The 13,281-nt window shown below is 70.0% G+C and carries 12 protein-coding genes; 7 read left to right on the top strand and 5 right to left on the bottom strand.

What is annotated here, in order from left to right; all coding sequences use genetic code 11:
- Window positions 1–7: 7 nt before the first annotated feature.
- Genes ACH413_RS11540 through ACH413_RS11530 form a run of 3 tightly spaced genes read left to right on the top strand, consistent with a single transcriptional unit; the run spans window position 8 to window position 4,354 of the window.
- Window positions 8–976 carry a MoxR family ATPase gene (locus ACH413_RS11540; protein WP_360031007.1) on the top strand — a complete coding sequence of 323 codons (969 nt, stop codon included), beginning with the start codon at window positions 8–10 and terminating at the stop codon, window positions 974–976.
- Window position 977: 1 nt separating this feature from the next.
- Entirely contained in the window at window positions 978–2,126 is a 1,149-nt protein-coding gene (locus ACH413_RS11535) for a DUF58 domain-containing protein (protein ID WP_360031005.1), read from the top strand.
- Window positions 2,123–4,354 (top strand): transglutaminase-like domain-containing protein, encoded by a 2,232-nt coding sequence (locus tag ACH413_RS11530; protein WP_360031003.1) that lies wholly within the window; start codon window positions 2,123–2,125, stop codon window positions 4,352–4,354. Before ACH413_RS11535 ends, ACH413_RS11530 begins: the two co-directional genes overlap by 4 nt.
- A 13-nt stretch (window positions 4,355–4,367) precedes the next feature.
- Here ACH413_RS11530 and ACH413_RS11525 read toward each other — a convergent pair whose 3' ends face one another.
- Window positions 4,368–5,333: a hypothetical protein gene (locus ACH413_RS11525; protein ID WP_360031001.1), complete on the bottom strand. Its 966-nt coding sequence runs from the start codon at window positions 5,331–5,333 to the stop codon at window positions 4,368–4,370.
- On the bottom strand, window positions 5,330–5,824 hold the full coding sequence (locus tag ACH413_RS11520) for a SigE family RNA polymerase sigma factor (RefSeq protein WP_360030999.1): 495 nt from the start codon (window positions 5,822–5,824) through the stop codon (window positions 5,330–5,332). Before ACH413_RS11520 ends, ACH413_RS11525 begins: the two co-directional genes overlap by 4 nt.
- A gap of 164 nt (window positions 5,825–5,988) precedes the next feature.
- On the opposite strand from ACH413_RS11520, the gene ACH413_RS11515 reads away from it, so the two are divergent.
- Window positions 5,989–6,129, top strand: coding sequence for a hypothetical protein (locus ACH413_RS11515; RefSeq protein WP_360030997.1), 141 nt, complete (start codon window positions 5,989–5,991; stop codon window positions 6,127–6,129).
- On the opposite strand, the gene ACH413_RS11510 is transcribed toward ACH413_RS11515, so the two are convergent.
- Entirely contained in the window at window positions 6,124–7,002 is an 879-nt protein-coding gene (locus ACH413_RS11510; protein ID WP_360030995.1) for an SAM-dependent methyltransferase, read from the bottom strand. The genes ACH413_RS11515 and ACH413_RS11510 overlap by 6 nt on opposite strands.
- Before the next feature lie 203 nt (window positions 7,003–7,205).
- Here ACH413_RS11510 and ACH413_RS11505 point away from each other — a divergent pair, with 203 nt between their 5' ends.
- The 3 genes from ACH413_RS11505 to ACH413_RS11495 are packed head-to-tail and all read left to right on the top strand — an operon-like array spanning window position 7,206 to window position 11,229.
- Window positions 7,206–8,024, top strand: coding sequence for a hypothetical protein (locus tag ACH413_RS11505; RefSeq protein WP_360030993.1), 819 nt, complete (start codon window positions 7,206–7,208; stop codon window positions 8,022–8,024).
- On the top strand, window positions 8,021–8,935 hold the full coding sequence (locus ACH413_RS11500; RefSeq protein ID WP_360030992.1) for a hypothetical protein: 915 nt from the start codon (window positions 8,021–8,023) through the stop codon (window positions 8,933–8,935). Before ACH413_RS11505 ends, ACH413_RS11500 begins: the two co-directional genes overlap by 4 nt.
- Entirely contained in the window at window positions 8,935–11,229 is a 2,295-nt protein-coding gene (locus ACH413_RS11495; protein WP_396424961.1) for a hypothetical protein, read from the top strand. The genes ACH413_RS11500 and ACH413_RS11495 overlap by 1 nt, the downstream gene beginning before the upstream one ends.
- On the opposite strand, the gene ACH413_RS11490 is transcribed toward ACH413_RS11495, so the two are convergent.
- Both ACH413_RS11490 and ACH413_RS11485 read right to left on the bottom strand, forming a co-directional pair.
- Entirely contained in the window at window positions 11,168–12,298 is a 1,131-nt protein-coding gene (locus ACH413_RS11490; RefSeq protein ID WP_360030988.1) for a hypothetical protein, read from the bottom strand. The genes ACH413_RS11495 and ACH413_RS11490 overlap by 62 nt on opposite strands.
- Window positions 12,298–13,275 carry a hypothetical protein gene (locus ACH413_RS11485; protein WP_360030987.1) on the bottom strand — a complete coding sequence of 326 codons (978 nt, stop codon included), beginning with the start codon at window positions 13,273–13,275 and terminating at the stop codon, window positions 12,298–12,300. Before ACH413_RS11485 ends, ACH413_RS11490 begins: the two co-directional genes overlap by 1 nt.
- Between the last annotated feature and the right edge of the window lie 6 nt (window positions 13,276–13,281).

Here is a 13,281-nt window from a genome sequence, read left to right as displayed (position 1 = left end):
AAGAATCATGACCGCCTCTCCTGAACAGGCTCGGCTGTTCGCGCAGACCTTCGAACAGATGGTGCTGAACATCTCCCGTGCCATTTCCGGCAAGGAGCACGTGATCCGTCTCGCGCTCACCTGCCTGCTCTCCGACGGCCACCTGCTGCTGGAGGACTACCCCGGCACCGGCAAGACCTCGCTGGCCAAGGCGCTCGCGAACACGGTGCAGGGCAAGAGCACCCGCATCCAGTTCACGCCGGACCTGCTGCCGTCGGACGTCACCGGTGTGCAGATCTACGACCAGCAGCGCGGGGTGTTCCGCTTCCACCCCGGCCCGATCTTCGGCTCGATCGTGCTCGCGGACGAGATCAACCGCGCGTCGCCGAAGACGCAGTCGGCGTTGCTGGAGGTGATGGAGGAGGGACGGATCACCGTCGACGGCGAGACGCACCAGGTCGGGTCGCCGTTCATGGTGATCGCGACGCAGAACCCGATCGAGCAGGCCGGCACCTACCAGTTGCCGGAGGCGCAGCTCGACCGGTTCCTGATGAAGACCAGCGTCGGCTACCCGGACCACAACGCCACGGTGGCGTTGCTGGCGGACGCGGCGACGCGCGACAGGTCGGTGAACGTGCCCGCCGCCATCGCGGCGAACGCGGTGTCGCAGCTGACCGCGCTGGCGGACCTCGTGCACGTCGACCCGGCGGTGCTCGGGTACGTGAGCCGGATCGCCGAGGCGTCGCGGGCACATCCCGCTGTGCGGCTTGGTGTTTCGGTGCGCGGCTGCCTCGCGTACGTGCGGTGCGCGAAGACGTGGGCGCTCGCGCAGGGCCGCAGTCACGTGGTGCCCGACGACATCCAGGAACTCGCGCATCCAGTGCTGGGCCACCGGATCCTGCTGCACCCGGAGGCGCAGTTCGACGGCGCCACGGTCGAGAAGGTGATCGACTCGCTGTTCGCGGACATCGAGCCGCCCGTCCGGCGAGGTGTCTGACGTGGGGCGGCTGCTGGAGGCCGTCTCGCCGTCCGGGCGGCTGCTCGCCGTGGTCGCGGCGGGGACGTGGGTGCTCGGTGCCGTGCTCGGCTGGGACGAGTTCGTGCTGCTCGGCGCCACCGGGGTGCTGGTGCTGGCACTGGCGTGCGGGCTGACGCTGGGGCGTGGCGCGGTCCAGGTCCGGGTCGACGTCACGAAGCGCCGCTTGCAGCCTGACGAGTCCACGCGGTGTGCGGTCGAGGTGGAGCACCACGGCCGTAGGTCGTTGTTCGCGCCCGAGGTCGAGCTTCCGATCGGCAAGGACCGCGTCGAGGTGTTCGACCGCGGCCGGGAGATCGAGATCGCCGGCCTGAAGCGCGGCGTGATCGCGGTCGGTCCCGCGACGACGGTGCGCGGCGACCCGCTCGGGCTGGTGCGGCGGACGGTCGGCATGACGGAGGTCGTCGAACTGTTCGTGCACCCGCTGACCGTGCCGCTCGCGCCACTGGGCACCGGGCTGCTGCGCGACCTGGAAGGCTGCACCACCAACGACGTCTCGATGAGCGACCTGGCCTTCCACGCCCTGCGCGAGTACGCGCCGGGCGACGACCGCCGGCACATCCACTGGCGTTCCACGGCGAAGCTGGCGGCGTCCACTCAGGACGGACGGTTCCTGGTGCGGCAGTACCTCGACACGCGACGGGCGCACATCGTCGTGATCGTCGACGGCGCGGAACAGTCCTATTCGGACCCCGAGGTGTTCGAGATGGCCTTGTCGGCCGGTGCCTCCGTGGTGAAACGCGCCGCGGCCGACGAGATCGACACCACCGTCGTCGCGGCGGGGCACGTCTCCGGCCGTGGCGGCGGACAGCACGTGCTGGACGTGTTCGCCCGCGCGGAACTCGGCGGCCTGGGCCTCGCCGGTGCCGCCACCCGCGCGGTGGCCGCGGCGCCGGACGCCACCCTGGTCGTGATCATCACGAGCGCGCGGCACAGCTACGCGGACCTGCGGATCGCGGCGTCCGCGTTCTCGCCGGAGGTGCGCAAGGTCGTGCTGCGGGTGGATCCGGCCGACCACACCAGACGAGCGGCGAGCACCTCCTTCTCCGTGCTCACGTTGCGGCAGCTCGGCGACCTGCCGGGCCTGCTCGCGGGAGGGACCCTGCAGTGACCGGACTCGTGCCCCGCCGCGACGACCTCGTCGACGCCGCCTTCCTGAGCTCGTTGTTCGTGGTGGCGCTACTGGGTTTCCGCAGCACCTACACCGGCTGGGGCTTCCTGCTCGCGGGCGGCACCGGGCTGGTGCTCGGCGTGCTCGCCGGGCACGTGGCCTCCGTGCTGCGGCGCCCGATGATCGCCGTCGCCGCGATGACGGTCGCGGTGTTCTTCCTCCTCGGCGGCGCGGTGGCGATGCGCGGCAGCGGGGGAGTGCCGACCCCGGACACCCTCGCGGGGCTGGCCGACATCAGCGTCCACGGCTGGAAGCAGTTGCTCACGACGCTGCCGCCGGTCGACGGCTCCGGCCCGTTGCTGGTGATCCCGTACATCCTCGGCCTGCTCTGCGGCTCCGGCGGGTTCACGCTGGCCCGCCGGGTGAAGCTCAGCGCGGCCCCGATCGGCGCGCCGATCGCCGTGCTCGCCGCGGTGATCCTGCTCGGCACCGGAGAAGCGGCCGGCGTGCTCGGAGCGGCGTTCGCGGCCGGCGGCACGGGCTGGCTCGCGGTGCGGGCGGCCCGGCATCGCACCGGGGCGCGCGTCCGCGGGATGCGATCGGTGACCGCGGTGGTGCTGGTGGGTGCCGCCGCGGGGCTCGCGTTGCTGGCCGCGCCGGTGCTGCCCGGCACCGGCAGCGCGGACCGGCTGGTGCTGCGCAACTACGTGGAGCCGCCGTTCGAGATCGGTGCGTACGCGAGCCCGTTGGTCGGCTATCGCAAGCACACCAAGGACGCCAACCAGCTCTGGGACCAGACGCTCTTCACCGTGCAGGGACTACCGGAGGGCGAACGCGTCCGGATCGCCACGCTCGACGGCTACGACGGCCGGGTGTGGGGTGCGACCAACGATCCGTCCGGTATCGCAGGGCCGTTGCAGCGCAACAACTTCCAACGCGTCGGCGCGCGAATCCCCGTCATCGGTGCTGGTACCGAGGCGGACGTGACGATCAGGATCGAAGCGGCCTACGCGACGGCGGACGAGCTGAGCGCGTGGCTGCCGACGGCCGGGCGCGCGCGGGAGATCGCGTTCGCCGGCGACCGGAAGGCGGGCCACACCGAGAACCTGCGCTACAACCTCGCGACGGCGTCCGGCATCGTCGCCGACCGGCTGCGCGAGGGCGACACCTACGCGTTGCGCACAGTCCTTGTGGCGCAGGGGATCCCGGATGACGCCCAGCCGTTCGGACGACCGTCGGTGCGCACCGGTGACCTGGCGTTCGTGCGGAGCAAGGTCGCGAAGTGGGCCGGTGACGCGACGACGATCGCCGGGCGCCTGAAGGCCGCCGCCACGTACCTGCGCGACAACGGCGCCTACACCGACGGCGGTCCCGGCGAGACGGAGTACCTGCCGGGACACAGCACGTCCAGGCTGACGGCGTTCTTCAACGCCAAGCGGCCGGCGGGCAACGACGAGCAGTACGCCGCCGCGTACGCGTTGGTGGCCAACGAGATCGGCATGCCGGCCAGGGTCGTCCTGGGCGCGCTGCCCGGTTCCGGCGGGGTGGTGCGCGGCGAGAACGTGCAGGCGTGGGTGGAGATCCACCTCGCGGACGGCACGTGGGCCGTCGTCCCCAACACCGAGTACATGCCCGACCGGTCGAAGAAGCCGGACCACCAGCCACCGCAGGAGATCGAGAACACCGACGCCTCGGTGGTGCCGCCGCCGAACACCGTGAAGATGCCCAGCTCGCTCGTGGACGCGAGCCGTGCGGACGCGGCCGGGGTCGGCACCGGCCCGATCGACCAGCCGTTCCTGCCGTCGTGGCTCAGGGACCTCCTGATCATGCTCGGCTCGGTGCTGCTCCCGATCGCCACGGTGATCGGCCTGCTCGTGGGCGTGAAATCCTTGCGGCGCCACCGGAGGAGGACTCGCGGAAGTCCGACGACGAGGTTCGCCACCGGCTGGCGCGAGGTCGTCGACCACGCCCGCGACCTGGGAGCGAAGGTGCCGCGAGGACTGACCCGGCGTCAGCAGGCGGCCGTGCTCGCCCGGTTCGACCTGCGCGGTCTCGCCGTGCACGCGGACGCCCACGTGTTCGGCCCCGGCACACCGGACCAGGCCGCCGTGGACGCGTACTGGGCGGCCGTGCGGGAGACCAGGAACCGGATGCGCGCGACGGTGCCGAGGTGGCGCCGCTGGCTCGCGGCGCTGGACCTGCGGACGTTCCTGCCCCGGTACGAGTGACCCTGATCCGCCGTCATCGCGGAATGAACGTCACCTCCCACTCGCCCGTGGTGCGTTCGGGAATGACGGTGATCTTCACCTGCTGTCCCTCGGAGACCTGGAGCCCGTGTCGCGTCGTCCAGTCGTCGGGCCCGGTCTGGGTGCTGCCCACGAAGTAGGACCAGGTCGAGTAGTCGATGACCTCGACGTCGTTGATGAGCACCCGGAGCCTGCCGGGCGTGTTCATCTGCGCCTGTATCAGGTTGTTGCCCGGCCATTCGGCGGTGATCTCCTTCCGCGCGGCCGGGTCCGCCGCGTCGGACCGCACCTCGATCGCCGGCTCCGCGAAGCCCGGCCGGAGCGTCTCCAACGTCTGGGGGCGTGGTGGGAACGGGTACTCGCTCACCGGTACCGCCTCGCCGACACCGAGGGCGAACGAGCCGTTCTCCGGCAGCGGCAACACCGGCGGAGGGCCGGCGGTGCCGGAGGTGCCGCTGCCCTGCTTGCCGTCGATGGTCAGCGTGATGACGGACGGCTGTCCCGGCACGACGCCCAGGGCGCCCCAGTCGGTGCTGGTCGCGGAGCCGCAGGTGTTGCGGTCCTCGAACGGGTGGCCGTTGACGGTGGTGCTCATGAGCAGCTGCTCGTTCGGTCCGATGTCGCACTTGGTGAACATCATGAGGTCCAGCGACTTCGGCACGAACCGAACGGTGACGCTGGTCGACGGCAGATCTCCCCAGGACTGCGTGAGCAGCCGCGTCCCGTACTGGTACTCCGGCAGACTGCGCGGCGGCACAGCGGGTTCGGGCTCCGCGGCACGGGGGAGCAGCGCGTAGACGACGCCGACGAGCGCGAGCACGACGAAGGCGGCCCCGGCGACGGCACGACGGCGCCTGGTGGCCGCAACCCTGGCCCGCACGCCCGCCATCCGTGCCTCGTGGGAGGAGTCGGCGAGCGCGGCGCGGTCGCGCAGCACCTCGCTGAGGTCCGTCAGGTTCATCGCCGCACCCCTTCGAACGTGATCGTGTCGTCGAGCCGGAGCTTGGCGAGCGCCTTGCTGGCCTGGCTCTTGACCGTGCCGACGGAACAGCCGAGCAGCCCGGCCACCTGCACCTCGGTGAGGTCCTCGTAGAACCGCAGCACCAGCACGGTGCGTTGCCTGCGGGGCAACCGGCCCAGCGCCTGCCAGAGCCACTCGCGCTCGTCCACCGCGTTCTGCGGGGACTCACCCGGTCGTTCCGGCAGGTCGGCGGTCGGTTCCTCACCTCTCCACCGGCGCCGCCACCAGGTGGCGTGCGAGTTCACGATGATCCGCCGCACGTACGGTTCCGGATCGCCGTCTATGCGATTCCAGGACCGCCACGCCCGCGCCAGGGCGGTCTGCAGCAGGTCCTCCGCGTGCCCCGCGTCCCGCGTCAGCAGAAAAGCCGTCCGCAGCAGCCGTGGCGACGCGATCGCCACGAACTCCTCGAACCCCTCAGGTGAGCGCACCACTTCACGGCCTTTCGCCTCAGTCCGTCATTGGCTCCTACCAGTCGGGCCACCTGGATGGTTGCCTGCCGCGACGATCCGATTCCGCGATGATGGCGGATCCGCCAGGGCGCTGGAACTCGGCTCCGCGGCCGCGAGCGGGGCGTGAGCCGTCTGGATCCTTTGTGGACATCGGTGCGATGGTCGCCATCTCGCTGATGGCCGTCGGCTGTGCGTTCCTCCTCGCGAACGCCACCCGCCCTCCCGTCGTCCGGCTGATCGTCCACCTGGTCGCGGAGCACCTCGTCAAAGGCACCGTGTCATGACGGTCGCTCCGGCCGAGGTACGGCGCCCGCGGAGTTGAGCGTCGCCGCCGCGAGCCACGCGGCCGGCACCGGTGCGACCGACCTGCCGTGCCCGATCGCGGGATCCACGCCCGCGTGCGCGTTCGCCCGCCAGCCCGCGGCGCCCAGCCAGTCCGCGATGTCGTCGCGGGCCGAGCGGAACGTCACGCCGTACTTGTCCAGGCCACCGCGCACCTGCGTGCCCTGCTCGCTGAGCATGGAGACCTGCAGGTGCTCGAGGAACAGGTGGCTGCCGGGTGCGGACAGCGCCGTCACCGCGGCCAGCAGCGCGTCACCCTCCTGCGGCGTCAGGTACATCAGCACGCCCTCGACCAGCCACGCGGTCGGCTGGGCGTGGTCGAAGCCGGCCGCGCGCAACGGAGCCGTCCAGTCCGTCGTGAGGTCGGCGGCCACCCCGATCCGTTCGCACGCGGAGGTCAGGCCGGATCGCGCCACCAGTGCCGTCTTGAACTCCGTCATGTCCGGCAGGTCCAGTTCGAACCAGCGGGTTCCCGGCGGGCACGGCAGGCGCGCCGTGCGGCCGTCCACGCCCGCCGCGAGCGTCACGACCTGCCGCACGCCGCTGTCCAGCGCGTCCCCGATCCGGTCGTCGAAGTAGCGGGTGCGCACCACGTGGTACGACGGGAAGCCGCTGGAGGTGACCTTCATCTGCTCGATGAACGCGGCCACGGCGGGGGACGTCGGGTGGTCCTTCAGTTCGGCGAGGAGGAAGGTCGCCAGCGGGTCGGTGAACAACGGCCGCGGGTGCTCGGCCTCCCGGTGCCGCACCCAGGCGGTGTAGAGGGCGGTCTGGCTCAGGCCGTCAGCCGGGATCTTCAGGTCGTGTTGCTGCAAGTGGGTCCCCCGAATCAGTGGACAAGCCGTTGCCCCGTGTTACTCCGGTAGTCCGTTCGGGGTCAATTGACGGCCTCTTCAAGGCGAAGCTATCGAATTTGCGCGTAAACACGTACACGATCGGTGTCGCGGCGTTACGCGGGTGGAAGCGGGAACGACATGCAGGGCGTGTGCGCTGACGAATTCGGACGTGGGGAGGTCGCATGCCCGGCCGGGTGACGCTCCTCCTCCTGCTGTTCCTGTTGACCGGATGTGGTTCCGCCCCAACGGTTTCCGACGCCGCCGTCGCCCATTGCGCGGCCAAGGGGAGGCAGTCGGAAACGTTGGAGGCCGCCGTCGCGTTGAAGCTCGCGGATTCCACGTCTTTTGGAAATCGAGTGGTGGTGGGCGGTAAAACGCTCTCTTTCGACGAATGGCGGGATCAGCGCCGGGCGGATTTCGTCAAGGCCTGCAACGCTCTCGCGGAGCCGGTGATGAAGCCCGCGTCGCCGAGTTCGACGCCGGGCTGGGTGTCCACCCTTGTCACGGTGGCGACGAGCCTTTTCTCCGCGCTGGTCGGTGCGTGGCTGGCCTGGTTCTCCGCGAACCGGCGTGAGGACCGCACGAGAGGCAAAGCGCAGGCGGTCTCGTTGCGCACGGCCGCCAGTGAGTTCGTCGCCGCCGTGCGCGAGTACTGCGACGTCCAGCTCAAGGGCAGCACGGACGGCACTCCACCGTCGGCCGCGGCGCTGTGGCGCAAGCGCGACCTGCTCGCCAACCAGTTCGCGGTGACGGCGTTGCTGTGGCCGGACTGGACGGCGCCGAAGCTGTTGCGAGACGAGGCCATGGCGTTCGGCGACGACGTGGCGAGCGGCTGGCAGTTCGACCGGGACCGGACCGAGCTGCGACCCCGTGCCGTTGCACTTAACGCGGCGGCCGCGAAACTCGACGGCAGGGCCGAAGTGCTCGCCCGCGCGCTGGAACGTCCCGCCGACGCGGAGAAGCTGTTCGCGCCCGAGTTCGGTGAGGGGGCGCGCGCTTGAACCCCTACCTCGTTCCGCTCGGTGGCGACGGCCCCGGCCCGCTCTGTCCCCACACCGATCCGACGCACGAGGACTTCTACGTGCCGGTCGACCACACCCTGGTCGCGTTCGAGCAGTTCAAGGCCTCGATCGGGAACGCGGCGAAGATCAGGGCCAACGGACGGCTCGTGGTGGCGCTCGGCTGGGACGGGTGCGGCAAGAGTTCGTTGCTCAACCGGTGCGCCACTCACCTGAAGTCCGTTCTGCGGCAGAACGACGGCCAATGCCTGGTGTTCTCCTTCGTGGACGCCTGCCGCGACAGCGATACCGTCGAAGAACGGGAAAAAGCGGTCTACCAGTGCCTGATCGACGAGCTGGAGAACCGCGACATGCTCCTGCCGAAACATCGGGAGGAGCTGCGGGAACGCACGCTCAAGCTCAAATACCGCTACCTGAGCAACTTCGTGCTGGGCAACACCGCCGTGGTGATTCTTCTGCCGCGCACCGAACTTGAGCAGGAAGTCGAGAGCTACGCGCATTGGACGCACCGCAACCTCGTGTTCCTCGCGGAAAGCCGCCAGGTGGAGGCGGTGCGGGGGCACTGGGCGAAGATCAGGAGCGCCAGCCAGGGATCGGTCCCCATCCAGCTGGAGGTCGGCAAACTGGAGCCGGACGACGGATGGGCGTTCGTGCAGGCGCGCAACGGCCACCGATCGGATGGCGAGGTTTACCCGTTCGTGTCAAAAGAAACGATACGTGCGGTGATCGCGGCGAAAGAGTTCTCGATCGGTGAGCTACACAATCTCCTCTTCCGGCTGTTCGAGGAGATTCTGGCTGAAGGCGCGAATTCGGGTCCGTTAGGCTCCGGCCTGACGGGCGAGGTGACCTACAACACCATCACTGATTTCTACTTCAGGCGGGGAACGACGTGATGAGCGAGCATCCGGGTCCAGCCCCCAGTGACAATCCGTTCCTCATGGCCGCCGTCGCGAAGCCGCGCGAGTTCAAGGACGGCACGGTCTCGATCCCCACGCCGTCCATCACCGAGGCCATCAGCATCGTCGACAGCTTCCTGCGGCCGTCCACGCTGCCCGCAGGGACCGTGATCGCCGTCGTCGGCGAGTACGGCACGGGAAAGAGCCACCTCGTCGGCGCGGTGCTGCACCACGCCCTGAGCGTGCCGGAGGAGTGGCGTCCGAGGGTCGCGTTCCTGGAGGCGAGGCCGGCGACGTTCGTCGACCTCTACAAGCAGCTCATCGGTTCGGAACTGCGCCGCGACGACGTTTGCGCGCGTGTGCGGGAGCTTTACGCCGACGTGCTCGCCGACGCGCTGGGGGAGTCGGAGCTCACCGCCGAGATCGCGGTCCTGTTGCGGGGCGGTGAGGTCGACCCCGTCGAGGTCTCCGACCGGCTGAACCTCATGGGCAGCAAGTACCTCGCGAGCCTGCGTCAGCGGCTGGAGGCGGTGACCCGCAACCGCGCGTTCGGCATCGTCCTGCCCCTGTTGCTGCGGCACGACTTCGCCGACGCCGCCTGGGAGTGGTTGTCCGGCCACCACCCGGATCCGGTGCTGGTCGACCGCGGCGTCGACACCCCGATCGCCACGGAGGAGCTCGCGCTGGAGGCCATGGGCGTCATCGCCCTGCTCTACAGCACGCGCGGGCAGAAGTTCATGCTGGCCGTCGACGAGATGAACAAGGTCGTGTCGGCCACCCGGAAACCGAGCGAGAACGCCGTCGACGCGTTCGAGAAGCTGATCAAGGTCTTCGCGGGCGCGCAGGCACTGCTGGTCCTCGCCGGACTGCCCGACTACCTCGACGAGCTGGGCGGCACGGTGCAGCAACGCATCGGCCGCACGATCCTGATCTCGCCGCTGACCTCAGAGAACGCGATCGAGTACATCCGGCAGAGCCAGGAGGCGATCGGCCGCGGCCGGGTGCTGCACCCGTTCACCGAGGACACCGTGCGGTACCTGGTGAAGCTCACCGACGGCAACGCGCGCCGCATCATCAGGCTGTGCAGCCATCTCTACCGCCACGCGATGGACCTGAGCCCGCGCGACCCGTCCAGGGCGCTCGTCACCGAGGCCATGGTGCGCAAGGTCGCCAGGGAGCAGGCGGGCGCGCGCACCACCGACCACGTGCGCAACGAGATCCGCCAGGTGCTGGCCGCGCTCGGCCTGAACTACGAACGCGACCACTGGATGGATCCGCAGACGGACTCGCGGGCCGACTACTGGGTGCCCTACGGCGACGAGGAGGGCGCCGGCTGCGCCCTGGTGCTCACCGACGCCGTGCTGACCCAGGGCGACTGCGACGCGCTCGTCGGCAGGGCGACGTTCCTGCAGACGGCCGCCGAGCAACGGCAGGTGCTGCTGATCGTCGTGGGCCTGCTCAACGCCGACTTCGTGACCGAGCTGGGCGAGGCGTTCAGCGAGGAGCCGATCTCCTACGACCACTGGACGTTCACCGAAACGCTGTCGTCGGTGCTGGAACGGCAGCTGCGGACGCTCGACCGCGACGACGCGCTGGTGCTGGGCGAGGAACGGTTCCGGCGCCTGGGCAGGCAGCAGGCGAACACCCAGCGGATGCTCGAACAGGCGCTGAAGACGTTGACCACCATGCGTTCCTCGTCGGAACGCTCGCTCGGCCAGATCCAGCGCGAGCTCACCGAACTGAGCACCGCTGACCGGACGGCCCACGCGCCCGAGTCCCCGCCGTTGCGCCTGCCACCGCCGGTGATGGTGCTGTTCACCACCGCACAGTCCCTTCTGGACGGACTGGACCAGGTCGACGCGACGCTGCGGACGATGTTCGCGGCCGCCGCCGGTGACGCCGCGAACGCCATCGACGCGCGGGTCGCGGTGCGCGGGCAGCTGCGGTCGCCGCACCTGTTCTCCGCTGTCGGGGTGGGCGCGATGCTGCGCACGTTGCTGATCACGTTCCGGGACAGCATCAACGAGTGGTACCGCTCGTACGTGCCGAGCTCGTCCGGCGGTCCCTACCCGGTCGACAAGGACCGGCTCAGCGCGCTGTGCCGCGCGTACGACACGGTCTACGAGTACGTGCCGTTCTACCGGCTCGAAGATCTCGACGGGTTCGGCCCGCACCTGGTCGACGGCTCCGTGCTGCTGCCGCCCCAGGTCGGTGAGGCGCAGGAGGTGTTCAACCTTCTGAGCGGCCAAGTCCAGGCGGCCGTGCTCGACTCGGTGGGCGAGGGTCGATGAACCGCCGTACCAGGGCGTCGCTGTAGTTCTCGCAGAACCCGGTGAACACGCCGTGCAAGGTGTTGATCACCAGGATGGCCGGCGCGACCACGGCCGCGGTGCCGGGGAAGTCCGGTTCCAGCAACAGGACCAGGATGATCGCGGTGATCCCGTTCTGCTGCGCGAACGCGATGTAGGTGCGGTCCCTGCGCCCCAGCCCGCCCGTGATCACCAGCCCCACCAGCACCTGCGAGCCGAACGCGGCCAGCCCCAGCACAACGCCCTGCGGCACCAGGACACCGCCGACGAGCAGGAACCCCAGCAGCACCGAGGCCGTCAGGAAGGCCGCCTGCGTGATCCGGTCGAGCACGGCCGCGATCGGTGGCCGCGCCACCAGACCGACGATCGCCACCCCGAGCAGCAGGAACTGCCACACGCCGACCGCGAGCACGGCCGCCACGAGCACCAGCTGGGCCACCAGCCGCACGCGCTCGGGCCTGATCCTCGACAGCAGCCACCACAGGCCGACACCGGCGGCGGCGAGCAGGAGGTTCGCGATCACGTTGGTGCCGAAGGAGAACAGCCCGCCCTGCGCCAGCGCCCCGCCCGTCGCACCCTGCGCCCGCAACGCCAGCGCGGAGAGGTAGATGGTGAGCAGCATGGTGATCGGGTCGTCGAACGCCGCCCACGCCGCCAGCACGCTCTTCGCCCGCTTCGACAACCGTGACGAGCCCATCGCCGCCACCGTGGACAGCGGGTCGATCTGCGCGACCGCGATCCCCAGCACCAGGTACGCGGGGGAGGAGAACGCGAGCCACATGACCGTCGCGATCAGCGCGGCTTTCACCAGCACACCCAGGGTCACCGCGGTGACGACGATGCGCAGGTGCCGCCGGACGTCCGCGATGTCGATGCCGAAAGTGCTGTTGTACAGGCCGATCGCGAGCAACGCCGTCGCGGCGGTGAAGTACCAGCCGGACGAGGGGAGGTCGTCCAGGCCGGTGCCGCGGGCCAGCGCCCAGCCGGCGCCGACGGCCACCAGGAGCAGCAGCAGGCGCCGCATCGTCGCGCTGAACGCACCGGTCGTCATCACAAGGACCGGACGGTGACGCCGAGCCTGGCGATCTTGTCGTCGGACGGCGAGACCTCGTTCTGGTTCAGCGTGACGCCGACCAGGTACTGGCGCGCCCGCACGCGCAGGTAGTAGATCGCGCCCTGCTCGACGTCCAGCACCGCGCGTTCCAGCTTGCCGCCCAGCGCCTGGCGGCACATCCGGCCGAACTGCGTGACGATCGAGGGCAGGCTGCCGCCCAGCGCGTCGTAGAACCGCCGGCGTTGCGCGATGCTGATGCTCTCGTTGAAGAACCGGCGCACCTTCGGGTCCTCGAACACGTCGACGGTGAACACCGGTTCGTCGTCGACCCACCACGACACGAGGTGCAGGTCGCGCGGATCGACGACCTTCTGGCACTGCTCGGGGACCGGGCCGCCGAGGTTCCCGGAGGTGTGCACCGCGCCGGGTGGCGCGACGGGCACCAGCGCGGGGTCGGCGTCCGCGTCGGGCAGCCGTTCGGTGAGCCAGCCGCCCAGGTTCAGGGCCTGCCTGGACAGCCTGAGCCGCAACGAGGTCGCCACCTCGGTGGTGCGCTTGTCCGCGACGCGCACCGCTGGGATCTCGCTCCACGTCACGGGTTCCGGCTGCTCCTCGTTGCGCAGGAACGCGATCACGTGCTGGTCGGGCACCACCGAGTCGCAGTACACCGCGCCGGTGGCGGCCTGCAGCACCACCCTGATCAACGAACCGGTGCGCACCGGGAGCAACTCGCGCTCCAGTTCGCTCACGAACGTGCTGAGCCGGCGCGCGGTCCGCACGTACTCGTCGCGGTCGCACTCCGGATGATCCGGTTCCCGGCCCAGCACGTCGACGGCGATGTCCATCCGCCCGTCCGTGTAATGCCCGAGGTGGCACAACAGGTGTTCGCCCGTCATCGCCTCGTGCATCGTCTCCACGACGTCGTCCCACGTGGCGTCGACGTGCGGCCCTTTGTGCACATGTGGTCCAGTCACTTCAAC

This window comes from Lentzea sp. NPDC020367 (assembly GCF_044387305.1).
Taxonomy (GTDB): domain Bacteria; phylum Actinomycetota; class Actinomycetes; order Mycobacteriales; family Pseudonocardiaceae; genus Lentzea.
This window is presented reverse-complemented; position numbering and strand designations above follow the sequence as displayed.

Coding starts and splice junctions, on each gene's coding strand:
- ACH413_RS11540 (WP_360031007.1), top strand. CDS start 8: ATGACCGCCTCTCCTGAACAGGCTCGGCTGTTCGCGCAGACCTTCGAA.
- ACH413_RS11525 (WP_360031001.1), bottom strand. CDS start 5,333: ATGAACCTGACGGACCTCAGCGAGGTGCTGCGCGACCGCGCCGCGCTC.
- ACH413_RS11505 (WP_360030993.1), top strand. CDS start 7,206: ATGCCCGGCCGGGTGACGCTCCTCCTCCTGCTGTTCCTGTTGACCGGA.
- ACH413_RS11495 (WP_396424961.1), top strand. CDS start 8,935: ATGAGCGAGCATCCGGGTCCAGCCCCCAGTGACAATCCGTTCCTCATG.
- ACH413_RS11490 (WP_360030988.1), bottom strand. CDS start 12,298: ATGACGACCGGTGCGTTCAGCGCGACGATGCGGCGCCTGCTGCTGCTC.